Annotated in this window: 18 protein-coding genes; 6 read left to right on the forward strand and 12 right to left on the reverse strand. The window is 68.8% G+C overall.

Translation table 11 applies throughout. The features are described from left to right. Positions 1–4: 4 nt before the first annotated feature. On the reverse strand, positions 5–790 hold the full coding sequence (locus ACZY1G_RS12595) for an SDR family NAD(P)-dependent oxidoreductase (RefSeq protein ID WP_463822545.1): 786 nt from the start codon (positions 788–790) through the stop codon (positions 5–7). Positions 791–888: 98 nt separating this feature from the next. Between ACZY1G_RS12595 and ACZY1G_RS12600 the strand changes: the two genes are divergently transcribed. Beyond that, on the forward strand, positions 889–1671 hold the full coding sequence (locus tag ACZY1G_RS12600) for a glucose 1-dehydrogenase (protein WP_463822546.1): 783 nt from the start codon (positions 889–891) through the stop codon (positions 1669–1671). Here ACZY1G_RS12600 and ACZY1G_RS12605 read toward each other — a convergent pair. Both ACZY1G_RS12605 and ACZY1G_RS12610 read right to left on the reverse strand, forming a co-directional pair. Next, entirely contained in the window at positions 1668–4424 is a 2757-nt protein-coding gene (locus ACZY1G_RS12605) for a helix-turn-helix transcriptional regulator (RefSeq protein ID WP_463822547.1), read from the reverse strand. The genes ACZY1G_RS12600 and ACZY1G_RS12605 overlap by 4 nt on opposite strands. A 66-nt stretch (positions 4425–4490) precedes the next feature. Continuing rightward, positions 4491–5465 carry an NADPH:quinone oxidoreductase family protein gene (locus ACZY1G_RS12610; protein ID WP_463822548.1) on the reverse strand — a complete coding sequence of 325 codons (975 nt, stop codon included), beginning with the start codon at positions 5463–5465 and terminating at the stop codon, positions 4491–4493. Positions 5466–5570: 105 nt separating this feature from the next. On the opposite strand from ACZY1G_RS12610, the gene ACZY1G_RS12615 reads away from it, so the two are divergent. After that, on the forward strand, positions 5571–6536 hold the full coding sequence (locus tag ACZY1G_RS12615; RefSeq protein ID WP_463822549.1) for an alpha/beta fold hydrolase: 966 nt from the start codon (positions 5571–5573) through the stop codon (positions 6534–6536). Here the strand turns inward: ACZY1G_RS12615 and ACZY1G_RS12620 are convergent. Further along, the gene (locus tag ACZY1G_RS12620) at positions 6512–7852 is read right to left on the reverse strand and encodes a flavin monoamine oxidase family protein (RefSeq protein WP_463822550.1); all 1341 of its coding nucleotides are present in this window, start codon (positions 7850–7852) and stop codon (positions 6512–6514) included. The genes ACZY1G_RS12615 and ACZY1G_RS12620 overlap by 25 nt on opposite strands. 81 nt (positions 7853–7933) lie before the next feature. Between ACZY1G_RS12620 and ACZY1G_RS12625 the strand changes: the two genes are divergently transcribed. After that, positions 7934–8923, forward strand: coding sequence for a TIGR03617 family F420-dependent LLM class oxidoreductase (locus ACZY1G_RS12625; protein ID WP_463814650.1), 990 nt, complete (start codon positions 7934–7936; stop codon positions 8921–8923). Between the two features lie 29 nt (positions 8924–8952). Next, entirely contained in the window at positions 8953–10449 is a 1497-nt protein-coding gene (locus tag ACZY1G_RS12630) for a PucR family transcriptional regulator (protein ID WP_463822551.1), read from the forward strand. On the opposite strand, the gene ACZY1G_RS12635 is transcribed toward ACZY1G_RS12630, so the two are convergent. From ACZY1G_RS12635 to ACZY1G_RS12645, 3 genes are read right to left on the reverse strand one after another with little or no spacing between them, the layout of a single operon-like run. After that, a complete protein-coding gene (locus ACZY1G_RS12635) occupies positions 10416–11522 on the reverse strand; it encodes a CaiB/BaiF CoA transferase family protein (RefSeq protein WP_463814652.1) in 1107 nt (368 codons plus the stop codon). The genes ACZY1G_RS12630 and ACZY1G_RS12635 overlap by 34 nt on opposite strands. Further along, positions 11519–12976 carry an aldehyde dehydrogenase family protein gene (locus tag ACZY1G_RS12640; RefSeq protein WP_463822552.1) on the reverse strand — a complete coding sequence of 486 codons (1458 nt, stop codon included), beginning with the start codon at positions 12974–12976 and terminating at the stop codon, positions 11519–11521. The genes ACZY1G_RS12635 and ACZY1G_RS12640 overlap by 4 nt, the downstream gene beginning before the upstream one ends. Then, complete coding sequence (locus tag ACZY1G_RS12645; RefSeq protein ID WP_463814654.1) at positions 12973–14169, reverse strand: acyl-CoA dehydrogenase family protein; 1197 nt, start codon at positions 14167–14169, stop codon at positions 12973–12975. The genes ACZY1G_RS12640 and ACZY1G_RS12645 overlap by 4 nt, the downstream gene beginning before the upstream one ends. Before the next feature lie 198 nt (positions 14170–14367). On the opposite strand from ACZY1G_RS12645, the gene ACZY1G_RS12650 reads away from it, so the two are divergent. Then, positions 14368–15837: a flavin-containing monooxygenase gene (locus ACZY1G_RS12650; RefSeq protein WP_463822553.1), complete on the forward strand. Its 1470-nt coding sequence runs from the start codon at positions 14368–14370 to the stop codon at positions 15835–15837. Positions 15838–15843: 6 nt separating this feature from the next. Here ACZY1G_RS12650 and ACZY1G_RS12655 read toward each other — a convergent pair whose 3' ends face one another. Continuing rightward, on the reverse strand, positions 15844–16968 hold the full coding sequence (locus ACZY1G_RS12655) for an Rv3169 family protein (RefSeq protein ID WP_463814656.1): 1125 nt from the start codon (positions 16966–16968) through the stop codon (positions 15844–15846). Then, the gene (locus ACZY1G_RS12660) at positions 16968–18128 is read right to left on the reverse strand and encodes a phosphotransferase family protein (protein WP_463822554.1); all 1161 of its coding nucleotides are present in this window, start codon (positions 18126–18128) and stop codon (positions 16968–16970) included. The genes ACZY1G_RS12655 and ACZY1G_RS12660 overlap by 1 nt, the downstream gene beginning before the upstream one ends. A gap of 66 nt (positions 18129–18194) precedes the next feature. Between ACZY1G_RS12660 and ACZY1G_RS12665 the strand changes: the two genes are divergently transcribed. Next, a complete protein-coding gene (locus ACZY1G_RS12665) occupies positions 18195–18797 on the forward strand; it encodes a TetR/AcrR family transcriptional regulator C-terminal ligand-binding domain-containing protein (protein WP_463822555.1) in 603 nt (200 codons plus the stop codon). An 18-nt stretch (positions 18798–18815) separates the two neighbouring features. On the opposite strand, the gene nuoN is transcribed toward ACZY1G_RS12665, so the two are convergent. The 3 genes from nuoN to nuoL are packed head-to-tail and all read right to left on the reverse strand — an operon-like array spanning position 18816 to position 23859. Next, a complete protein-coding gene (gene nuoN / locus ACZY1G_RS12670; RefSeq protein WP_463822556.1) occupies positions 18816–20390 on the reverse strand; it encodes an NADH-quinone oxidoreductase subunit NuoN in 1575 nt (524 codons plus the stop codon). Next, complete coding sequence (locus ACZY1G_RS12675; RefSeq protein WP_463822557.1) at positions 20387–21967, reverse strand: NADH-quinone oxidoreductase subunit M; 1581 nt, start codon at positions 21965–21967, stop codon at positions 20387–20389. The genes nuoN and ACZY1G_RS12675 overlap by 4 nt, the downstream gene beginning before the upstream one ends. Next, entirely contained in the window at positions 21961–23859 is a 1899-nt protein-coding gene (gene nuoL / locus ACZY1G_RS12680; RefSeq protein WP_463822558.1) for an NADH-quinone oxidoreductase subunit L, read from the reverse strand. Before nuoL ends, ACZY1G_RS12675 begins: the two co-directional genes overlap by 7 nt. Positions 23860–23861 lie beyond the last annotated feature (2 nt).

Consider the following 23861-nt stretch of genomic DNA (forward strand, 5'->3'; position numbering starts at 1 on the left):
GTCCTCACTGCTCGCCGAGACCCATCAGCTCGGTCACCTGGTGGTCGCGCCCGGCCGTGTAGCCACCGTCCACCGCGATCGCCTGGCCGCTGACGAAACTGGCATCGGCCGACACCAGGAACGCCGCGACGGCGGCGATCTCCTCGGGCCGACCGAACCTGCGCAGCTTGTGCTCGTGGCGGACTCCCTCGCGCGGCACGGCCATCCCGTCGAGGCCCATCACCGATTCGAACAGCGGCGTCTCGATGAAGCCGGGACAAATCACGTTGGCACGAATACCGCTGGGCCCGTAGTCGATTGCCGCGTTCTTGGTGAGAAGGACGACCCCGCCCTTTGATGCGTTGTAGGCGCTGCCGCCCGCCGTGCCCTCGATGCCCTCGACGCTCGACAGCGTCACCACCGCGCCGCGCTCGCCGTCGACCCGCTCCTGCGTGATCATCTGAGCCAGTGCCGCACGCAAGACCACGAAGGTGCCTTTGAGGTTGACGTCGACCACGCGGTCCCACTCCTGGTCGGGCAGCAGGTGGATCGGACCGCCCCCGCCCACTCCCGCGGAGTGCACCACCCCGTCGAGGCGCCCGGCCAGCTCGACGACGCGGCGCACCGCGCCCGCCACCGCGGCGCCGTCCAGTACATCGGCACGCACGTAGTCGCCGAAAGGCGGAGCGTCCGCAGCCAGATCCAGCCCCACGACCGTCGCGCCCTCGGCCGTCAACCGCCGCACGGTGGCCTCGCCGATACCCGACGCCGCGCCGGTGACCAGAATCCCTTTTCCTGCAAGCCCGTTCATCGGCACAGTATGGCAGCGCCGCGATTCCAGACCATCCATCTCCTGTGATCGCCTATGGTGACGATGCCCATCGCGATACCGCCGAGGCAGGAGATGTCATGACAGCTCGATTGGCCGGCAAGGTCGCCCTCATCAGCGGAGCCGCCCGGGGGATGGGCGCCTCACACGCGCGGGAGATGGTGGCCCACGGCGCCTCGGTGGTGTGCGGCGACATTCTCGACGCCGAGGGGGAACAGGTCGCCGCGGAGCTCGGTGACGCCGCACGCTACGTGCATCTCGACGTCACCGATCCCGACGACTGGCGCTCGGCGGTGGCCACCGCGCAGCAAGCGTTCGGCTCCCTCGACGTCCTGGTCAACAACGCGGGAATTCTCAACATCGGCACGATCGAGGACTTCGACATGGCCGAGTGGCAGCGCATCCTCGACATCAACCTGACCGGCGTCTTCCTCGGTATCCGCGCAGCCGCGGGCCCGATGAAGGCGGCGGGCCGCGGGTCCATCATCAACATCTCGTCGATCGAGGGGATGGCAGGCACCATCGCCAGCCACGGCTACACCGCCACCAAGTTCGCCGTGCGTGGCCTGACCAAATCCACCGCACTGGAGTTGGGGCCATTCGGCATTCGGGTGAACTCCGTGCATCCCGGGCTGGTGAAGACGCCGATGGCGGACTGGGTGCCCGAGGACATCTTCACCACCGCGCTCGGGCGCATCGCCCAACCCGTCGAGGTGAGCCACCTCGTGGTGTACCTGGCCAGCGACGAGTCGAGCTACTCGACCGGCGCGGAGTTCGTGGTCGACGGCGGCACGATCGCCGGTCTCGCGCACAAGGACTTCTCCGCCGTCGACGCCGACGCTCAGCCCGACTGGATCACCTAATCCGCCGGCGGACGGTCCATCCGTCGGCCCAACTCCGCCCGTGACGTGATGCCCAATTTGCGATAGACGCGGGTGAGGTTGTGCTCGACGGTCTTGGCGCTGATGAACATCGCTGCCGCGATGTTCTTGTTCGTCGCTCCGGACGCGGCCATCTCCGCCACCCGGCGCTCGGACGGTGTCAGCGCCGTGAGGTCGTCCGACGGCGCCACCACGGCGCGGGACAGTTCGGCGCGCGCCCGCCGAGCCCACAGCGATGTTCCGAGTTGCTCGAACGTCGTCAGCGCCTCGGTCAACGTCGTTGCCGCGAGCTGCTTTTGCCGCAACCTGCGCTGTAGCTGGCCGAGGACCAGTTGGGAGCGGGCCCGTTCGAAGGGCATCGGCAGGCGGTCGTGCTCCGCCAGCGCCCGGTGCGCGGCCTGCTCGGCCTCGGACACCTGCCCCTCGGCGGCGAGCACCACGGCGCGACACCGGGTACCGACCGCCTTCATCCACCCGCGATCATGCTCTGCTCCATCGCGTTCCAGCGTCGCAGTCAGCTTGTCTGCCTCGTCTAGGCGGCCCACCGCCACCATCGCCTCGATGACATCGGGAAGGTGCCAGCCGTAGGCGATCTCGGTCGACAGGCCGGGTTCGCTCAGAAACGACGTGTCCAGGGCCGCCAGCGCTTCCCGGTGCCGGCCCAACGATTCCTCGAGGAAACAGAGCGCCATGCCCGGCCAGTCGGCGATGTGCGATGCCGTGCGACCGCGCGTGGCTGCGACGACGCGGCTGGCATCGGTGCGGGCGTCGTCCTCGTGGCCCAGGAATGACGACACCACCGCCCGCACGGTCAGCGGGATGATCAGGACGTCCTCACCACCGAGCTGCTCGGCCCGTTCCACGGCGTCGGCGGCCTCGGCCGCGGCCTCGGCAAAGCGGCCACGCCAGATGTGGTTCATCGCAAGGAAACCCGCGATCGCCATCATGTCGCTTTCGGCGCCGCGCTCCGCGCACACCACCCGCAGCGCGGTGAACTGTTCGTGCGCCTGGGCGAGCTTGCCCGTCCAGGACAGTGTGAGTGCCTGCACCAGCGGTGCCCGGAAGATGATCGGGACGTCGAACGCGCTGTCATAGCACTCCAGCGCGCGGCGCAGCGCCCGCTGGTCTAGACCCCGTCCGTTCTGGAAGTCGATGTACACCGACCAGGCCAACGCCGGGCTGATGATCGCGGGCACGCCCAGCTCCTCGGCGAGCTTCACTGCGTCGCGGCCGTGTCGTCGCGCATCGTCGGGCTCGCCGATGTTGTTGAGCGCGAACGACAATCGCAGAAGCACCTGGATCAGCACGGCGATGTTACCCGCAGCGTCGTCGACCGCGCCACGCAGCAGCTCCACCGCCTCGCTGTGCTCGTTCTGGTACATCAGCACGGTGGCGAGCAGGCTCGCCACCAACGCGCGCACGATCTCGGGTTCGCCAGGTCCGACGCCGGCGAGAAGCTCTCCCGCACGGGTGACGTTGCCTGCCAGGAAATGGTTTTCGGCAGACCTCAGTCGTCGCACCGAGGTGTCGCCGCCCAGTCCGATCGCCAGATCGACCAACTCCGCGGCCGCGGCGGGCGCGCCGCGGGACCGCGCCGAATCCGCTGCGGCGTCGAGTGCGGAGAAGATCTCCTCGGTGCCGGTCGCCGAGGCCAGCGCCAGGTGACGGGCACGCACCTCCGGCAGTGTCACCGCGGCCGCCAGCTTGCGGTGTATCGCCCGGCGAGCCGGCGATCCCGCGTCGGCGTTGACTCCGCTGGCCAACAGGGGATGGGTGAACCGCACCTGGTTGCCCTGCAGCGTGAGAATGCCTGCCGCCTCGGCGTGCTCGACGAGACCGATCACCTCGTCCCGGCTCATGTCATTGGCGAGTGCCAGCACGTCCACGCGGGCATCGGCCAGGCAGGCCACGCTGAGCAGGAACTCCCGCATCCGGTCGTCGAGCGAGCCGATGTGGGCGCGCACTACCTCGGTCAGGGTGGGGGGCAGCGCCTGATCGGTGACCGCGTGTCCCTCGCCGATGGCGCGAGCCAGTTCCACGGCGAAAAACGGGTTGCCGCCGGAGATCTCGGCGATGCGCAAGACCGTCGGCCGAGAGAACGTACGGCCTGTGCGCTCGGAGATCACCGTGTGCAGTGCCGCGCTGTCGAGCGGATGCACCGCACTGCGGTGCATTCCGTCGGGTCGATTCAGCGCCAGCCACATCGTCGTCGTGCCGTCGCCGGGCCGGCAGCGTTCGGTGACCAGCACTCCGAATCGCCCCTGCATGCGGCGCGCTGCGAACGCGACCGCGGTGCGGCTCGAGGTGTCCATCCACTGGACATCGTCGATCGCGATCAGGACGGGGCCGCGTTCGGCCAGGGCCTGCAGAACCGCGACCAGAGCAGCCGCCACCACCCTGTGGTCGGTCGCCGGGCCGTCGTCGCCCGCGCGCAGAAGCACTCGGTCGAGCGCGAGCTGCTGCAAGGCCGGCAGCCCGGCGAGGACACCGGCGTCCACATCGGCCAGCAGGTCGGCCAGCGCGGCGAAAGCCATCACTGTTTCTGCCTGCCCCACCCGCGCGGTCAACACGCAGAAACCGTCCGCGCGGGCCTGGTCGACCAGGGACAGCCACACCGTGGTCTTACCGATCCCCGCTTCACCCTCGATGACGAGCCCGGCCGGTCGCTGTGATGCCGCATGCAGAAAGCCAGCAACCTGCGGATCGGCCGTCGATCCTCGGAGAGCGGGCGCCATGGATTCCACTATCGCAGCGGGCAAAGAAGTGCGCAAAGACCGCACGTTCGCGGTGCGTCGCACGACTCAGCGCAGCGTGACGACGACCTTCCCGCGCGCAGTCCGGTCCTCCAGCGAGGCGATGGCCTCGCCGGCGCGCTCCAGGGGGAAGACGTCGGGCTCCGGAGGGCGCACCGCGCCGGAGGCCAGCAACGGCGCCAGCTCTGCCCACTGCTCGGTGAGGTAACCCGGATGCGTCATCGTCCACGCACCCCAGCCCACGCCCACGGCGTCGACATTGTTGAGCAGCAACCGATTGACCTTGACCGTCGGGATCTCGCCACCGGTGAAACCGACGACCAGAAGCCGCCCGCCGGGAGCCAGTGACCGCAGGGAGTCGGTGAAGCGATCCCCGCCCACCGGATCCATGACGATGTCCACCCCGCGTCCACCGGTCAGGTCCTTCACCGCGTCCTTGAATCCGTCGGCGAGGACCACGTCCGTCGCGCCCGCGGCGCGGGCCACCTCGGCCTTCGCGTCCGTGCTGACGACCGCGATCGTGCGCGCCGCGCCGTAGGCGGGGGCCAACCGCAGCGTCGAGGTGCCGATGCCCCCGGCGGCGCCGTGCACCAGCACGGTCTCACCGTCGCGCAACCGGCCGCGGGTGCGGAGTGCGAAATGCACGGTCAGGTCGTTGAAGAGCAACCCGGCGCCGGCTTCGAACGACACCGCGTCGGGCAGTGCGAACACTCGCTCCGGTTGCAGCGCAACCACTTCGGCCATCGCACCGGACAGCATCGTCAACCCGGCCACTCGATCACCGGGGCGCACGTGCGCGCCGTCGGGCGCGCTTCGCACCACCCCCGCGATCTCGGCGCCCGGAACGTAGGGGAGTTCGGGCTTGTACTGGTAGAGCCCACGGGATTGCAGCGCATCGGGAAAGGCGACACCCGCGGCGTGCACCTCCACGACCACGGAACCCTCGGCGGCGGCCGGCTCGTCGATCTCGACCAGCTCGGCCGCGCTGGGCCCGTCCAGACTGCGGATGTGGATTGCGCGCATGCCGACCATTGAACCCCACCGGTTTGCACCGGGGAGTCGCGCCCGCGGCGGTACAGTCTCCAGGGCAGTATTGCGCGGATGCAACGACGCAACCGGGGGACAGGTATGGCAGCACGCAGTGGTGGCCGGATGCAGGGCACATGTTTTGCGCCCGCCCGGGATCTGGCCCCCGGCCGCATCGTCGACGTGCGATCCCGCGACGGCGTGCGCCTGCACACCGAGGTGTTCGGGCCCGACGACGCACCTGCGGTGGTGTTGGCTCACGGCATCACGTGCTCTCTGCGGGTGTGGGCCTACCAGATCGCCGACCTGTCCCGCGACCATCGCGTGATCGCGTTCGACCACCGCGGGCACGGCCGCAGCGGAGTACCGCCGCGGCGCGGCGGCTACAGCCTCGACCACCTCGCCGGCGACCTCGACTCCGTGCTGCAGGCGACGCTGACCCCCGGTGAGCGGGCCGTGATCGCCGGGCATTCCATGGGCGGTATCGCGATCAGCTCCTGGGCGGAGCGCTATCCGCACCGCGTGGCCGAATGCGCCGCCGCGGCAGCGTTGATCAACACCACGACCGGCGACCTGCTGCGGCACGTGAACCTGCTGCCGGTGCCGCCGTCGCTGGCCCAGGCGCGGGTGCGCGCGGGCGGCACGCTGCTGCGGACGTTCGGGGGAGCACCGCTGATGCGCGTGACCAACGGGCCCAGCCGCCGGTTCGTGAAGATGATCGCTGTGGGCCGAGACGCCGAATCAGCCGTCGGCGACTTCGTTTTCGAGCTGTTCCACAAAACGCCGCCCGCCGGACGCGGTGGCTGGGCGCGTGTCCTGGTCGATCACATGGGGCCTCAACACATCAATCTGAAGAGCCTCACCGTGCCGACGGTGGTGATCGGCAGCACGAAAGATCGCCTGCTGCCCATGGTCTCGTCGCGGCGCATCGCGGCGACAGCGCCGAACCTGGCCCGCTTCGTCGAGGTGCCGGGCGGGCACTGCGCGATCCTCGAGCAACCCGCCGAGGTCAACGAGCAACTCCGGTGGCTGACCGGCCAGACTCAGGAGCGCCGCGTCAGCTCCTGATGCGCCTCGGCGGCCGCACGCTGCCCCGAACGCACCGCGCCGTCGAGGAACCCCGGCCACGTGTCCGCGGTTTCGGTGCCCGCCCAGAAGATCCCGTCGACCGGGGTCCGCAGCAACGGGCCGTGTGCCGTCCACGATCCCGGCGGCACCGCCGCCGTCGGCCCGCCCGGTGCGAACGCCTCTGCACCCCAACAGTGGTCGAGATAATCGACCGGATCGGCCGCGGCATCGCCGAACAACGTGACGAAGTTCGACAGCGCGACCTCGCGGCGCTGCTCGGGCGGTAACGGGTCGAACAGTCGCGCGTCGGTGAAGCCGAGCAGCACCCCCGGTCCGTCGCCGCCGGGGCTGACGTCGAACGTGATGAAGACCGGGCCCTCGTCGGACAACGCTTCCCCCGAATAACCGTTCTCGCGCCAGAACGGCTGCTCGTAGGCCGCGTAGGCCTTGCTCAGATGACCTTGAGGCCAGTGCCGGGCCAGCGCCTCGTAGCCGTCGGGAAGGGCCGGATCGAACGTGATGGCGCCGCGGTGCTCGGGCGGTACCGCGACGATCACGGCGGCGCCGGTGAACTCGCCACGGTCGGACATCACGGTCAGGCCGCCCTCGCGGCGTTCGATGCGCCGCACCGGGGCGCCGAGCACCACGCGCTCGCCGAGGTCTGCGGCCATCCGGACCGCGATCTGCTGCGTGCCTGCGAGGAAGCGGTCCTGCTGCGCGCCGCCCTTGACGTCGAGCATGCGGTCGAGGCCACCGGCGGCTTTGACGTAGCGCACGGCGTGCAGCATCGACACCGCGTCCGGCTCACACCCCCAGGTGACACGCGCCATGATCGCCATCAGGTCGCGCGTCGAGGCGCCTGCGTGCACCGACCGCAACCAGCTGTCGAGGGTGAGCGCGTCGAGGTGCTCGGCGATCGGAGACGACCAGGGATCGGCGACCGGGACCTGCTTGCTGATCCGGCCGAACCGCCACTGGATGCGGGATACGTCGAGGAGTTCGAGTATCGACAGGCGCGGAATGGTGCTGCGGTACGTGCGCACGCGGCCGCGCCACCGGATCAGGTTCCTGCCGTGGCTGTAGGTGGGCACGGTCTCGCAGCCCAGCTCCCGGGCCAGCCCCAGCACGGCGTCCTGCGTCGGGCCCACGAACGTCGCGCCGAGGTCGACGGGCACCCCGCCCACCTCGCCGGTGTACGAGCGGCCCCCCACGCGGTCGCGGCCCTCGACCACCACGACATCGCGCCCGAGGCGCGTCAACTCCCGCGCCGCCGACAGCCCGGCGAAGCCGGCTCCCACGATCACCACGTCTGCCATGAAGCGATTCTGGCGTGCTCGTCGTCGCATGGCGACGATTTGCACGCCGAAATCGCGCTAGGGTCGGCCGTTGTGCAGGTGATGACGGCGCTCATGAGTCCGATCGGTGCGGCGCAGCGGGCCGCGGCCCTGCGTGAGGCGGGTGCGAGCGGGGTGTTCACCTTCGAGGGCCCGCACGACGCGTTCACCCCGCTGACCCTGGCCGCCTCCGTCGGCGGCCTGGACCTGATGACCAACGTCGCAATCGCGTTCCCACGCAACCCGATTCACCTGGCACACCAGGCGGTCGACCACCAGCTGCTCACCGACGGACGGTTCACGCTCGGGCTGGGCACCCAGATCCGCACACAGATCGAGAAGCGCTTCGGCGCCGAATTCGACAAACCCGTCGAACGGATGCGGGACCTGATCGGCGCGCTGCGGGCCATCTTCGACGCATGGCGCACCGGCGAACGGCTGGCCTACCGCGGCGAGTTCTACCGGCACACGCTGATGACCCCGACGTTCAGCCCGCCAGCCGACTTCGCGCCGATCCCCATCTACGTCGGCGCCCTCGGGCCGCGGCTGACGCGCATGGTCGCCGAGACCGCCGACGGGCTGCTGGTGATGCCGTTCGGCTCGCGACGCTTCCTGACCGAGGTCACGCTGCCCAACGTCGACGCCGGGCTCGCCGCGGCAGGGCGGCGCCGCGAGGACCTGGCGATCGTGCCCGAGGTCATCGTGTCCGACGCCGAATCCGATCCTGATCATGCGTCCGCGCGGCGGCTGCTCGCGTTCTACGGGTCCACGCCTGCGTATCGGCCCGTGCTCGACGTGCACGGCTGGGGCGATCTGCAGCCCGAGCTCAATGCCCTGTCCAAGCAGGGCCGCTGGGCCGAGATGGGGGCCCTCATCGACGACGACGTGCTGCACACCATCGCCGCCTGCGGCACACCCGCCGACATCGCCGCGCACATCCGCGACCGCACCGCCGGTGTGGCCGATCGGGTCTGCCTGTATCAGCCCGGCCCGATCCCGGTGGACACCCTGAGCCAGATCGTCGACGCGCTGTCGGTCGATGCGACGAGCTAGCCGGCTCCGTCTCGGATAAGACTGCTTCGATGGCGATCACCGCGCGGCAGCTGGCCGACATCGGCCGTCTCGGGGTGCGCCTGGTCGCGGGTGAAGCCGCAGCCGACCGGCCGATCGCATGGGCGCACGCCATCGAACTGGCCGACCCGACGCCGTATCTCACCGGCGGTGAACTCGTGATGACCACCGGGATCAACATCGGCGCCGACGCCGCGGCGCAGTCCGCGTACGTGGCACGGCTGGCCGCAGCGGGCAGCGCCGCGCTGGCTGTCGACACCGGCACGACGTTGAGCGAGATCCCCGCCGGCGTGCTCGAAGCCGGTAACCGGGCGGGCCTGCCGGTGCTCGAGGTCCCGCCGTCGACGCCCTTCATCGCGATCACCAAGACCGTGATCGACGCGCTGCAGGCTGACCAGCTGCGGGACGTCCAGCGAGTGGTGGACGGTCAGGAGATCCTCGTCCGCGCGACGCTGAGCGGGGGTATACCCGGAGTGGTCGATGCGCTGGCCGCGTGGCTGGGCGGCGCCGTCCTGGCCGTCGGCGCCGATCGCAACGTGCTGGCGGTCGCGGGACCCGAGCAGGATCGGCTCATCGCGGCGCTGACCGCCGACACGTCGGCCTCCACGCCACGTCGGGGCGCGTACGTCAGTGCTGATGCCGATGCCTATGTCGCCGTGCAGAATCTGCGAGCAGCCCAACAGATCCGGGGTCGATTGGCGGTACGTACCCTCGCGCCGCTGTCGAACTCCGATCGACTCCTGGTCGCGCATGCGGTGTCCCTGATCTCGCTTTCGCTGGAGAAGCCGGCCGGTGTCATCGACGCCGAACAGCGCCTGCGCACGGTGGTGACGCGAGAACTGTTGCGCGGCGGGATCGTCGATGACGGGGTGCTGCGCTATTTCGGGTTCGAGCCGCACGACGAGGTGATCCTGGCGCTGCTCGCCGATGTCGGGCCGTTGCTGGTCGCGCAGCAGGACTGGGCGCGGCGGCTCGCTGCGAGGGGGCCGTATCTGATGGCTCCGATGGATCGGGGACTGGTGATCGTGGTGCTCAGTTCCGACCGGGCTCGCCTGACCGAGGGCGGGCGCCGCCCGCCCGCCGGTGGTGTGAGCGCCCCGGTGCTCCTGCCCGACATCGCCGTGGGCCTCGAGCAGGCGCGCGTCGCCGGGCTCGCGGGCCGCACACCGCTGGGCGACTTCGCCGATCTCGGACCGCTCGGAGTGCTCCTCGCGGGTCGCACCGACCCCGAAATGGCTTTACTGGCAGAGCCTTTGGCGCCGCTGACCGCGGATCTGGTGGCGACATTGGAGGCGTTCCTGCAACACAATGGTCACCTCGAGGCGGCCGCGACCGCCACAGGTGTACATCGCCACACGACTCGTCACCGGATGCGGCGCATCGCCGAGCTACTGGGAGACGATCTCGACAACGCGGATACGAGGGTGAGGTTGTGGTTGGCGATCAGGGCCAGGAAGCTCCTGTCCGAGAGGCCTCAGCCGCCCAGTGGGGGAGGGCTCGATCGATAACTGACCGGGGTGGCCGACAACGTGAGCGGGTTGGCGACCTGGAGCGCGCCCCCGTCGGGCATCGCCACCGTCGCGTGCAGGCCCAGCCGCTCAGCGAACGCGAACGCCTCGGCCACGTCGTTGATCGGGCCCGCAGGCACACCGGCTGCAGTCAGCTCGGCGTACCAGTGGTCGGCTCCGGACCGGCGCAACTGATCTTCGATCAAGGCGCACAACAACTCCCGGTTCTGCACACGCGCGGGATTGGTGGCAAACCGCGGGTCCTCACCCCAGTCCGCCTGGCCGAGCACCGCGGCGAAGGCGCGGAACTGTTTGTCGTTGCCGACGGCCACGGCGATCGGCCGGTCGGCGGTGTCGAACGTCTGATAGGGCGCGACGCTGGGATGGCGATTGCCCATCATCCCCGGGACCACCCCGGCACCGACATACCCCGACGCTTGATTCACCAACGAGGACAACAGAACCGACAGCAAATTGGTGTCCACCCGCTGGCCCTCGCCGGTGCGCTCCCGGTAGGTCAACGCGGCCAGGATTCCGCTGAGTGCGTGCACGCCGGCGAGCACATCCACCAGCGCCACCCCGACTTTGGTCGGATCGCCGGGTTCGGTGCCGGTGACGCTCATCAGTCCGCCGACGGCCTGCAGCAGCAGGTCGTATCCCGGGAGGTCGGCTCCCTTTTCGCGCCCGAATCCGGTGATCGAGCAGTAGATGACGTCGGGGCGCAGCGCCCGCACGTCGTCGTAGCCCAACCCCAGTTTCTCCATGGTCCCGGCGCGGAAGTTCTCGACGACGATGTCGGCCCTGCTGACCAGGTCACGGGCGCGCTGCAGGTCGGCGGGATCGGTCAGGTCGAGTGCGACGGATCGCTTGTTGCGGTTGACGGAGCTGTAATACGTTGCAACACCGTTGGAGTCATACGGCGGACCCCAGTGACGGGTGTCGTCACCGGTCTGCGGGCGCTCGATCTTGATCACTTCGGCGCCGAAATCGCCGAGCATCATGGTCGCGTACGGGCCGGCCAGCACGCGGCTGAAGTCGACGACGACGACGCCGTCCAGTGCGCCCGGCGTCACGCGCGCGGCCTGCCGCCACGCAGGTACACGGTGGTGGTGTGGGTGAAGAAGTCCCGGGCGGCGACGCCCTGCTCCTTGGGTCCGAGCCCACTCTTCTTCGCCCCGCCGAACGGCACATGCGGATCGGCGCCGGCCGACTCCGAATTGATGTGCAGGACACCGACGTCGATGTGCTCGACCGCGTGCAGCGCCCGGGTGAGATCCTGGGTGAACACCGCAGCCGAGAGCCCGAACTCGCTGTCGTTGGCCAGCGCGAACGCCTCGTCGGCGTCGGTGGCCCGCTTGACGCTCAGCACGGGTCCGAACAACTCCTCGGTCCACACGTCGGCATCTCCGTCACCCAGCTCGAGAACCGTGGGGGCGACGAAGTAGCCGTCGGCGCGCGTGTCGGAGTACGGCGTGCCGCCGGTCAGCACCATGGCGCCCTGCCCGGCGGCCGTCGCGATGCCCGCTGAAATTCTCTGCTGCGCAGAGGCACTGACGACCGGTCCCATCTCGGTGGCGTCCTCGGTGGGGTCGCCCACCCGCAGGGCCGCCGCCCGCTCGCACACCGCGTCGACGAATCGGTCGGCGACGCCGGCGGTCACGATCAATCGTGAGGTGGCGGTGCACTTCTGGCCGGTGGACCGGAAGGCGCCGAGCAGCACCTGCTCCACTGCGAGATCCACGTCGGCGTCATCGAGCACGACCGCGGCATTCTTGCCGCCCATCTCGGCCTGCGCCGGGACACCGCGCCCGGCTGCCGCCGCGGCGATCCGCCGCCCGACCGCGGTGGAGCCGGTGAACGTGATGGCGTCGATCCCGGCGTGGCGGACCAGTGCGTCGCCGATGTCGGACTCGCCGACCAGGAGGTTGAGCACGCCGTCGGGCAATCCCGCAGAGGTCAGCGCGTCGGCCAGTCGCAGCGCCAGCAGCGGCACGGTGCTGGCGGGCTTCCACACCACCGTGTTGCCGAACGCCAACGCGGGAGCGATCTTCCACGCCGGGATCGCGATGGGGAAGTTGAACGGCGTGATGCAGGCGACGACGCCGAGCGGCTTGCGGCTCACCAGAATCTGCTCGCCGGCGCGCGGGGAGGCGTAGATCTCGCCGGCCTGCCGGTCACCCTCTGCGCCGTAGTAGCGCAAGATCTGTGCCGCGCGGCGCACCTCGCCGATGCCCTCGGCCTTCGTCTTGCCTTCCTCGGCGGCGAGCTCGAGGCCCCACGCGGCCGCGTTGCCATCGACGATGTCGGCCGCGGCCACCAGAACCCCACCGCGCTGATGGATCGGTGTCGCCGCCCACGCCTTCGCAGCGTCGGCGGCGGCGGCCACCGCGGCGTCGACATCGGCGACCAGGGCTGCGCGTCCTTCGGCCACCACCACGTCAGGCCGGGCCGGGTTCACGCTGCGGACGTTCTCACCGCGGCCGGGAACCCACTGTCCCGCGATCAGATGCTCGATCGCGGCGGTCATGACCTGAACGCGGCGTGCCCGGTGAGCGCCTTGCCGATCGAGAGCATGTGCATCTCCGAGGTGCCCTCGTAGGTGAGCACGGATTCGAGGTTGTTGGCATGGCGAAGGGGCGAGTACTCCAGCGTGATCCCGCTGCCGCCCAACAGGGTTCGGCATTCCCGCGCGATGGCCAGCGCCTCGCGCACGTTGTTGAGCTTGCCCAGGCTGATCTGCTCGGGCGCCACACCGTCGCTGTCCTTGATCCGGCCCAGGTGCAGCGCCAGCAGCATGCCCTTGCCGAGCTCCACCGTCATGTTGGCGAGCTTCTCCTGGGTGAGCTGGTAGCTCGACAGCGGCCTGTCGAACACGTCGCGCGACTGGGTGTAGGCGATGGCGGTCTCCAGGCAGTCGCGAGCCGCGCCGAGCGAACCGAACACGATGCCGAAGCGGGCTTCGTTGAGACACGACAGCGGCGCGCCCAGACCGTTGGCATGCGGCAGCTGCGCCGAGGCAGGCAGGCGGACCTCGTCGAGCACCAGCTCGGAGGTCACCGACGCACGCAGCGAGAGTTTGCGGTGGATCGCGTTCGCGGTGAACCCGGGGGTGTCGGTGGGCACCAGGAATCCGCGGATGCCGTCGTCGGTCTGCGCCCAGACGGTCGCGACGTCGGCGAGGTTGCCGTTGGTGATCCACATCTTCGTGCCGGTGAGCACCCAATCCGAACCGTCGCGGCGCGCCCGGGTCCGCATGCCGGCCGGGTTGGAGCCGAAGTCCGGTTCCGTCAGACCGAAGCAGCCGACGGCGTCCCCAGTCGCGAGCCGGGGCAGCCACTCGTCCTTCTGCTCGTCGGAGCCGTACCGGTGGATCGAGAACATCGACAACGATCCCTGGACCGAGACGAAGCTGCGGAACCCGCTGTCGCCGGCCTCGAGCTCCATGCACGCCAGGCCGTAGCTGACCGCGTTGGTGCCTGCGCAGCCGTAACCGTCGAGGTGCATGCCCAGGAGCCCCAGGCTACCGAATTCCTTGGCCAGCTCCTTGGGCAGCGTCGCCGACTCGAACCAGTTCTCGACCTCGGGCCGCAGCGTCTTGTCGACGAATGAGCGGACCGTCGCCGCGATCTCGCGCTCCTCGTCATCGAGCAGGCGCGCGATGTCGAACAACTCCAGCGGTGCGTAGGTGCTCTTCTTCGCGGCGGGTGCGGTGGTGGTCATGAGGACTCCGTTCGGGGCTTCAGGGTCGCGCTCGACTCCACGGTAGACACCGCGGCCGCCGTGGTACATGTCCAGGATGTACATCCACCGCGACTTACGTGTACAGGATGGCTCGACGGTATTGCGGGAGATCGCCGCCGCGGTGTGGTCTGGATCTCCTAGAGTGGGTGGTACGCCTGCGGACCACAGGAGGTACGGGTGGAGGATTTCTCGGATGTCGTGATCATCGGTGCCGGCATCTCCGGCATCGGCGCGGCCTATCGGATCGCGGAACGCAACCCCGGGGTGCGATACACGATCCTCGAGCGACGCTCCCGCATCGGGGGCACGTGGGACCTGTTCCGCTATCCCGGAATCCGTTCCGACAGCGACATCTTCACGCTGTCGTTCCCGTGGGAGCCGTGGACCCGCCGGGAGAACGTCGCCGACGGCGGTCACATCCGGGAGTACCTCGCCGAGACCGCCCGAAAGCACGGCATCGACCGGCACATCCAGTTCGACACCCACGTCACCTCGGTCGAGTGGGACTCCGGCAGCGACACCTGGACGGTGCGGGCACAGCAGCACGGGCAGGAGCGCGTGTTCCGCGGGCGGTTCCTGTTCTGTGGCACCGGTTACTACAGCTACGACGATCCCTATCGGCCCGACATCGCCGGTCTGGACTCGTTCGGCGGGCCGGTGATCCACCCGCAGTTCTGGCCCGAGGACCTCGACCTGACCGGCAAGCGGATGGTGGTGATCGGCAGCGGGGCCACCGCGATCAGCCTGATCCCCGCGCTCAGCGACAGGTGCGCGCACGTCACGATGCTGCAGCGCTCACCCACCTACATGATGTCGATGGCGCGGATCGACCCGATGGTCGACGCGATCCGCAAGCTCCTCCCGCGCCGGCTGTCGCACTCGGTGGTGCGATTCCGCAACGCGCTGTTCCACGTCCTGACGTACTTCATGTTCCGCAAGGCGCCCCGGTTCGGGCGCTGGCTGATCCGCAATCGCACGGTGGCGGCACTTCCGCCCGGCTACGACGTCGATGTGCATTTCAAGCCGCGCTACAACCCGTGGGATCAGCGGATGTGCCTGGTGCTCGACCACGACCTGTTCGAGCGCATCAGCGCGGGGCGGGCCGAGGTGGTCACCGACACCATCGACCACGTCGACGAGACCGGCATCGTGTTGCGTTCCGGCAGGCGGCTGGACGCCGACATCATCGTGACCGCGACGGGCCTGCAGTTGCAGGCGCTCGGCGGCATCAGGGTGCTGGTCGACGGTGCGGAGATCGAGCCGACCGATCGGTTCGTCTACAAGGAGTACCTGCTCGAGGACCTGCCCAACATGGCGTGGTGCATCGGCTACACGAACGCGTCGTGGACGTTGCGTGCCGACATGACGGCCAAGGCTGTGGCAAAGCTGATCGCGCACATGCGAACTCACGGCTACACGCACGCCTATCCGCACCGCGGGAACGCCCCGATCACCGAGAAGCCGACGTTCGATCTGGACGCCGGCTACATCAAGCGCGCACCGCACGCGCTGCCTCGTTCCGGCACGCGCCGACCGTGGAACGTGCGGCACAACTACGTGCTCGACGTCATCGATCACCGGTTCGACCGCATCGAGGAGTCGATGGTGTTCGGCCGCGCGCCCGTGCGCGAACCCCACCCCGCCTGAGCCGCGTCAGGGTGCGACGGAGAGCCAGTCGGCGAAGCCGGACGGGTCGTGGCGGCCGAGCGCGCCGTGTTCGAACAGGCCCCACCCCTCGCGCTCGGTGCCGTCTGTCGCATTGGGGTACCGGCACACCGCACGGCCGACATGGTCGATCACCCCGAAGCCGGCCCGGCCGATGATCGCCGGATCGGTCATGTCGTAGGTGAGCCGCTCGGTGAAGCGTTCGCCCTTCCACATGCCGTGCAGCCAGTCGGAGTCACCGCCGTAGCCGCCGCCGACGTGGATCGGCACCGGCAGTTTCGACTCGACGTCGAGATGTAGAGCGCTGCCGTCGCTTTCGGTCGCCTCGATGGTCGCACCCGTGGGAATGCGGGTGCCGGAACGGTAGTGGATCTTCACCCGCGGCCAACCGAGCTGCTCGACACGGCCGTCCTTCCAGATGCGCGTGCAGTCGTTGACCGAGCGGAAGCCCTGCGGGTCCTCCTGGATGATGATCACGATCCCGAAGTCGTCGAATGCCATCGGCACGTAGAGCCACCACATGCCTTCGAACGGCGGGTCGTCGGGGCGGCCCGGGGGCTCCGCCTCGCCGACGGGGCGGATGCCCCAGGAGCGGTCGCGGGTGCCGATCCAGCGCGCGGGATCGACGGCGATGTCCTCACCGTCGATCGACAGCTGCCCGCTCCAGGTGCCCACCTGGGCGAAGCGCTGCGCGTCCAGCGTGACCCGGGTGCCGCGGCGCATGATGTGCGGCTGCTCCTGGACGACGTCGAACAGTCCCTCCCACGTGAGATCGGCTGCGATGCCCTCGGTCTCGTCGCAGACGATGCGCAGCTTCCGCAACGGCTCGATCACCTCGACGCGGTAGGCGCCGACGTTCTGGTTGAGTCGGTCCTGGTCGATGGCGTCGGAGAGATGGACGGCGGTCTGGGTGTCCCCGCGCCTCACCAAGAGGAAAGCGTCCTTCACCCCGAGGTTGGGGTAGTAGCCGATACCGCTGATGAGGAAGATGTCGCCGGTGCGGTCGTGGGCGTTGAAGTAGGACCGGTCGTAGAAGTTGCGGTCCGAAGACCCGGGCCACGCGATCGGCTGCGGAACCTGGTGTACCGGATATTCGTCCATGGGTCCGAGCATCAGACCGTGTCTCCTAACAGTTTCTTGAGCAGCGACGCGTGGTAGAACAGCGATTCGATGTCGGCGGGTTTCTCGATCTCGCCGAAGTGCACGCGCCGCGCTCCGGTACGCATGAACACACAGCACCAGACCACTGCGGAGTAGACGTGGAACCAGCGCAGATCGCCGATCTCGACGCCGGTGAGCTCGCAATAGGTGGCACGGATGTCGTCGTCTGCCAGGAAATCCGGCATCCCGGGCAGGCCGGCGAGTTTGGTGAGCTCTTGGAACACCATGTGCGCGAACGACAGCCATGCGACGTCGAACTCGCGGGGACCGACGGTGGCCATCTCCCAGTCGAGGACGGCGACGGGGGAGAAGTCGCGGTACATCACGTTGCCGATGCGCGAATCGCCCCACACCAGAACGGATTCGGTGGCTGCGACGTCCTCGGGGAAGTTGTCGTCTAGCCACGCCAGCGCACGTTCGACCAGCGGTGCGCGGCCGATGTCGGGCACGCTGAACTCATACCAGTTCTTCAACCACCCGAAGTGCCGGTGCAGCGCCGTCTCGCCGGGCGGGTCGCTGTCCTGCAGGAAGCCGAATGTGGCCTGCGCGTTCGGAATCGCATGCAGCTTCGCCAGCACCGCGATGGTCTCGTCCTGGAGGCGGCGCTGCTGCGCGGGTTCGGCATCGAACAGCCAATTGCCGCCGAACGTGTACGGCATGACATCGGGAGGCACGATCCCGTCGACGCGGTCCATCAGGAAGAAGGGCCGTCCGAGGACGTCTCCGCTCGGTTCGAGCCAGCGCACCTGCGGCACCGGCACGTCGGTCAGTTCGCCGACCAGCCGGATGACCTCGTGCTGGTGGTCGAGCCGATAGTGCTCGAACACGGGAACGTCGGCGTCTGAGGGTGCGACGCGGGCGACCCAGCGCTGCTCGACCTGAGTGCCGCCCTGCATCCAGCGGCCCGACAGCAGGATGGTCTCCGACGACATCCCGTTGGCGTCGATGCCGCTGTCGACGGTGATCTCTGGCGTGGTGTCGGGCATCAGTGACGACAACCATCGCGACAGCGTGGCAGGCACGTCGGCCAGGTCGCGGCTGGACCGCTGGAGCCGGTCGACGTCTTCGACTGCGGGGTCACCGCCAGTGGCGGGGGTGGTGTGGCTGGGCACGAGAATGTCCTTCCCGCCACGGATCCGACGCCGCGGCACCCCGAATACGTTACGGTGGGTAGCGTTATGAAAGCAGACCTGCCCCCGGCTGACAAGCCCCCGGGCGCCGGACGTCCGCGCGACCCCCGCATCGACGCTGCCATTCTGCGTGCCACTGCCGATCTGCTGGTCGAAATCGGCTATCCCAACGTGACGATGGCGGCCGTCGCGGAACGCGCGGGGACCACCAAGACCGCGCTCTACCGCCGGTGGTCCAGCAAGGCGGAGCTCATCCATGAGGCGGTCTTCCCGGTGACGCCCACGGCGATCGACACACCGCCAGGCGACATCGCCGCCGATCTGCGGGCCATGGTGACGGCTGCGCGTGACGTGTTCACCAGCCCGGTCGTCGCAGCCGCGCTGCCCGGGCTGATCTCCGACGTGTCGGCCGACCCCGCGCTGCTGGGCCGCGTCAGCGCGCGGTTCACGGGCCTGTTCGACGCGGTGCGGTCACGGCTGCAGGACGCCGTGGAGCGCGGCGAGGTCCGCAAGGACATCGACCCCGACGGGTTGGTCCATCTGATCGGCGGCGCAACGATGTTGGCGATGCTGCAGGCGCCCGACTACCTGGCGAGCCCGGCGTGGGTGGAGAGCACCACCTCGATCCTCCTGCATGGAGTGGTCGCCTAGCTTCGGCGATCGCGGCCGTCAGGGCAGGAATCGGCCCGCCGCGTCGACGATGTCGAGCAGCGGTTGCGGCAGCGCGCCGAGCAGCAACGTCACGACCGCGGTCACCGCGACCACACCCGTCGTCAGCACGCTCGGCACCACGACGATCGGGGCGTCGTCCGGGCGGTCGGTGAAGAACATCAACACGATCACCCGCACGTAGAAGTACGCCGCGATGGCACTCGCGATCACACCGACCACCACCAGTGGGATGGCCCCGCCCTCGCCGGCCGCCTTGAACACCGCGAACTTGCTGACGAACCCACTCGTGAGCGGAATCCCGGCGAACGCCAACAGGAACAGCGAGAACACGATGCCCACCAATGGGTACCGCTTGCCCAGCCCGGCCCACCGGGCCAGCGCGGTGTCCTCCTCACCGTCGGCATCACGCACCAGACTGACCACCGCGAACGCGCCGACCGTGGAGAACCCGTAGGCGAACAGATAGAACAGCGTCGCCGACAGGCCCGTCTCCGTACCGGCGACCACACCGGTCAGGATGAACCCACTGTGCGCGACGGCCGAGTAGGCCAGGATGCGCTTCACGTCGTTCTGCGTGACTGCCGTGATGGTGCCCACCGCCATCGTGGCGATAGCGACCGCCCACAGCACCGGCCGCCAATCATCATGCAGCCCGGGCAGAGCCACCGAGAACACCCGTAGCATGGCGCCGAACGCGGCGATCTTGGTGGCCGCCGCCATGAACGCCGTGATCGGTGTCGGCGCGCCCTGGTAGACGTCGGGAATCCAAGAATGGAACGGCACCGCGCCGACTTTGAACAGCACCCCGACCAGTAGCAGGGCGATGCCGACCAGTGCGAGCGAGCGGCTGCCCTGGTCCGCGGACACCGCGTCGGCGATCCCGGGGAGCGACAGAGTGCCCGCGTAGCCGTAGAGCATGGCCGCGCCGTAGAGGAAGAACGCCGACGAGAACGCGCCCAGCAGAAAGTACTTCAGCGACGATTCCTGCGACAGCAGCCGCCGCCGGCGTGCCAGCCCGCACAGCAGGTACAGCGGCAGCGACAGAACCTCGAGCGCGATGAACATCGTCAGCAGGTCGTCGGCCACGGGGAACAGCAGCATCCCGCCGACGGCGAACATCGTCAACGGGAACACCTCGGTCTGGACGACACCCGCTGCGGTCGCCTGCTTCTCGACCACGCTGCCGGCGATCGCCGAGGCCTGCGCGGTGAACGCGTCCAGCCCGTCACCCGGATCGGCCCGATCGGGCACCGCGATCCGGCGCTCACCGATCAGCAGGACCCCGAGCACCGCGACCAGCAGGATGGTGCCCTGCAGGAACACCGCAGGTTTGTCGATCGACACCGCGCCCATGACAGCGGGAAAGCCGTTGCCGCCACCGATGTCTCGCGCCACCAAGACGACTGCGACGAATGCGCCGACGAGTGCCACGAGGCTCAGCGCGATCTGCGCGCGATAACGATGCTGGCGCGGCAGAAGTGCTTCCAGCAGGACGCCGAGCACCGCCGCGCCGAAGACGATCAGCATCGGTGCGATCAGGCTGTACTCGACCGACGGGGTGGGCATGCTCATCGCACCGGTCCTTCCGCCGTCCGAGGTACCGGATCCGGCCGGTCGATCGTGGTGAGCGTGTGCGTCACCGCGGGGTCGATCACGTCGAGCGCGGGCTTGGGATACACCCCGAGAACCAGCAGCAGCGCGAGCAAAGGTGCAACGACCGCGAGTTCACGGGGCCGCAGATCGGTGACCCGAGACTCGCCCTGCGCCAACGCCTCCGGCGTGGGCCCGGTCATCATCCGCTGATAGGTCCACAAGATGTAGATCGCGGAGAGCACGAGCGCGCTCGCCGCCAGCACGCCGAACACCGGATAGCGGGTGAATGTGCCGATCAGCACGAGGAATTCGCTGATGAACGGTGCCAGGCCCGGCAGCGAGAGCGTGGCAAGGCCCGCCACCAGGAAGGTGCCGGCAAGCACCGGAGCGACCTTCTGCACCCCTCCGTAGGCGTTGATGAGGCGGGAACCCCGGCGCGACACCAAGAACCCGGCGATCAGGAACAGTGCGGCCGTCGAGATGCCGTGGTTGACCATGTACAGCGTCGACCCGGCCTGACCCTGGCTGGTCATCACAAAGATGCCGAGGATGATGAAGCCGAAGTGCGAGATCGACGTGTAGGCGATCAGCCTCATCACATCGGTCTGCCCGATCGCGACGACCGCGCCGTAGATGATGCCTATCACCGCCAACGTGATGATCAGCGGGCTGAAATAGGTTGCAGAGTCCGGGAACAGAGTGAGGCAGTACCGGATCATGCCGAAGGTGCCGACCTTGTCCATGATCGCCATCATCAGCACCGCGCTCGCCGGAGTGGCCTCGACGGCGGCGTCGGGCAGCCAGCGGTGCAGCGGCCACAGCGGCGCCTTGATCGCGAATGCGAACATGAAACCGCCGAACAGCAGGTGCATGATCACCGGGTTCATCACGAAGTCACCACTGGCGACCGCGGCGACGATCGCTCGCAGGTCGAAGGTGCCGGCGTCGAACGCATCGCTCGACGCCGTCGCGACGTAGAGGCCCACGACGGCGGCGAGCATGATCAGGCCGCCGAAGAGGTTGTACAGCAGGAACTTGACCGCCGCCTTACTACGCTCGCGGCCGCCGAACCCGCCGATGAGGAAGTACATCGGGATCAGCATCGCCTCGAAGAACACGTAGAACAGCAGGATGTCCAGCGAGACCAGCGAGATCAGCACCATGCCCTCGACGGCCAGCGTGAGCGCGAAGTAGACGTGCACGGAACGACCACCCCAGCTGATCCGATCGCCGGCGTCGTTCCAGCCGGCGACGATCAGCAGGGGAACCAGCACCGCGGTGAGCACGACCAGGGCCAGCGCGATGCCGTCGACACCGAGGATGTATCCGGTCCCGAAAGACGGTATCCAGCGGTAGTTCTCGACGAACTGGTACTGCTCGCCGGCGGGATCGAAGCCGACCGCGACGACTGCGGTGACCGCGAGGACCACCAGCGCCACCGCCAGGGCGACCCACTTCGCCAGCGAACGCGCCGCCGCGGGCAGCAGCATGACCACCACCGCGCCCACCATCGGGACCGCCCACAGGACCGTCAGCCACGGCACGGATGTCACCACAGGTTCACCGCCAGGATCAGGGCGACGACGAACGTCGCGCCGGCGAGCATGGACAACGCGTAGGAGCGGGCGAAGCCCGTCTGCACACCGCGCAGGCCGTCCGAGACCCGGCTGATCGCGGCGGCCAACCCGCCCGCGGCGCCGTCGACCACCTCGTCGTCCAGTTCGGTGAGCCCCCTGGTCAATTGCGCGCCCGGCACCATCAGCGCGCGTTCGTTGAACGCGTCGCCGTACAGGTCGCGCCGCGCCGCGACCGTCAGTGCCGAGCCCGCCGGTGCGACGTCGGGCACCGCGCGGGTCCCGTACATCCGGTAAGCGATCGCGATGCCGACCGCCACGACGGCCAGCACGGTCACGGTGACCACCCACACTGGCAGCACGTGGTGCACCTCGTGCGCGCCGACCACGGGTTCCAGCCAGTGCTCCAACGTGCCGCCGATCGCCAGCGCGGCACCGGCGCCCACCGATCCGATCGCGAGCAGGATCATCGGCCACGTCATCACCGCGGGCGACTCATGCGGATGCCTCTGTTCCCCCGTCGTTCCGTGCTCGGCCCAGCGCTTCTCCCCGAAGAACGTCATCAACATCACGCGCGTCATGTAGAACGCGGTGATCCCGGCGCCCAGGATCGTTGCCCCGCCGAGGATCACGCCCTTCGCGCCGCCGGCGCCGAGGGCGGCCTCGATGATGCCGTCCTTGGAGAAGAAACCGGCCAGCGGGGGAATGCCGATGATCGCGAGATAGCCGAGACCGAAGGTGGCGAACGTGATCGGCAGCGCGGTGCGTAGACCGCCGTAGCGGCGCATGTTCACCTCGTCGTCCATCGCGTGCATGACCGAGCCGGCGCCGAGGAACAGGCCGGCCTTGAAGAAGCCGTGGGTGAGCAGATGCATGATCGCGAACGCGTAGCCGGCCGGGCCGAGGCCGGCAGCCAGCACCATGTAACCGATCTGGCTCATCGTCGACGCCGCGAGCGCCTTCTTGATGTCGTCCTTGGCGCAGCCGATGATCGCGCCGAACAGCAGGGTGACGGCGCCGACGACCACCACCGCCGTCTGTGCGTGCGGCGCGAGGTCGTACACCGGTGCCGACCGAACGATCAGATACACGCCGGCGGTGACCATGGTGGCCGCGTGGATGAGCGCCGACACCGGGGTCGGACCCTCCATCGCATCGCCGAGCCACGACTGCAGCGGCACCTGCGCCGACTTACCGCATGCGGCGAGCAGCAGCATCAGGCCGATCGCGGTCAGCGTGCCTTGCGTGAGTTGCGGTGCGGCGTCGAACACTTCGGCGAACGAGACGGCGCCGATCGACGCGAACATCACCATCAGCGCCACCGCGAGGCCGATGTCACCGACCCGGTTGACGACGAACGCCTTCTTGGCCGCGGTGGCAGCCGACGGCTTGTGCGACCAGAAACCGATCAGCAGATAGGACGCCAGACCGACGCCCTCCCAACCCATGTACAGGCCGAGGTAGTTGTCGGCGAGAACCAGAAGCAACATGGCCGACAGGAACAGGTTGAGGTAGGCGAAGAACCGTCTGCGACCGACGTCCTCTTTCATGTAGCCGATCGAATAGATGTGGATCAGCGAGCCGACACCGGTGATCAGCAGCACGAAGCACATCGACAGCTGATCGAGCTGCAACCCGAAGTCCACCTTCAGCGCACCGACGGGTACCCAGCTGAACAGAGCCTCGTGGACGAGGCGGTCCTCGGGGTGACTGTTGACCATGTCGGTGAACAGCACCGCGCCGCAGACGAACGACGCGAGCGCCGCGGCCGTGCCCAAGAGATGCCCCCACCGGTCGGTGCGACGACCGCCGAGCAACAGGACCGCCGCGCCGCCCAGCGGCAGGGCGATGAGCAGCCACACGGGAAGTGTCATCG

This window comes from Mycobacterium sp. IDUB_5, assembly GCF_055419565.1.

Excerpts from the sequence above, each read along its gene's own strand:
- ACZY1G_RS12595 (WP_463822545.1), bottom strand. The coding sequence starts at position 790 with ATGAACGGGCTTGCAGGAAAAGGGATTCTGGTCACCGGCGCGGCGTCG.
- ACZY1G_RS12600 (WP_463822546.1), top strand. The coding sequence starts at position 889 with ATGACAGCTCGATTGGCCGGCAAGGTCGCCCTCATCAGCGGAGCCGCC.
- ACZY1G_RS12605 (WP_463822547.1), bottom strand. The coding sequence starts at position 4,424 with ATGGCGCCCGCTCTCCGAGGATCGACGGCCGATCCGCAGGTTGCTGGC.
- ACZY1G_RS12610 (WP_463822548.1), bottom strand. The coding sequence starts at position 5,465 with ATGCGCGCAATCCACATCCGCAGTCTGGACGGGCCCAGCGCGGCCGAG.
- ACZY1G_RS12615 (WP_463822549.1), top strand. The coding sequence starts at position 5,571 with ATGGCAGCACGCAGTGGTGGCCGGATGCAGGGCACATGTTTTGCGCCC.
- ACZY1G_RS12620 (WP_463822550.1), bottom strand. The coding sequence starts at position 7,852 with ATGGCAGACGTGGTGATCGTGGGAGCCGGCTTCGCCGGGCTGTCGGCG.
- ACZY1G_RS12625 (WP_463814650.1), top strand. The coding sequence starts at position 7,934 with ATGACGGCGCTCATGAGTCCGATCGGTGCGGCGCAGCGGGCCGCGGCC.
- ACZY1G_RS12630 (WP_463822551.1), top strand. The coding sequence starts at position 8,953 with ATGGCGATCACCGCGCGGCAGCTGGCCGACATCGGCCGTCTCGGGGTG.
- ACZY1G_RS12640 (WP_463822552.1), bottom strand. The coding sequence starts at position 12,976 with ATGACCGCCGCGATCGAGCATCTGATCGCGGGACAGTGGGTTCCCGGC.
- ACZY1G_RS12645 (WP_463814654.1), bottom strand. The coding sequence starts at position 14,169 with ATGACCACCACCGCACCCGCCGCGAAGAAGAGCACCTACGCACCGCTG.
- ACZY1G_RS12655 (WP_463814656.1), bottom strand. The coding sequence starts at position 16,968 with ATGCTCGGACCCATGGACGAATATCCGGTACACCAGGTTCCGCAGCCG.
- ACZY1G_RS12665 (WP_463822555.1), top strand. The coding sequence starts at position 18,195 with ATGAAAGCAGACCTGCCCCCGGCTGACAAGCCCCCGGGCGCCGGACGT.
- nuoN (WP_463822556.1), bottom strand. The coding sequence starts at position 20,390 with ATGAGCATGCCCACCCCGTCGGTCGAGTACAGCCTGATCGCACCGATG.
- nuoL (WP_463822558.1), bottom strand. The coding sequence starts at position 23,859 with ATGACACTTCCCGTGTGGCTGCTCATCGCCCTGCCGCTGGGCGGCGCG.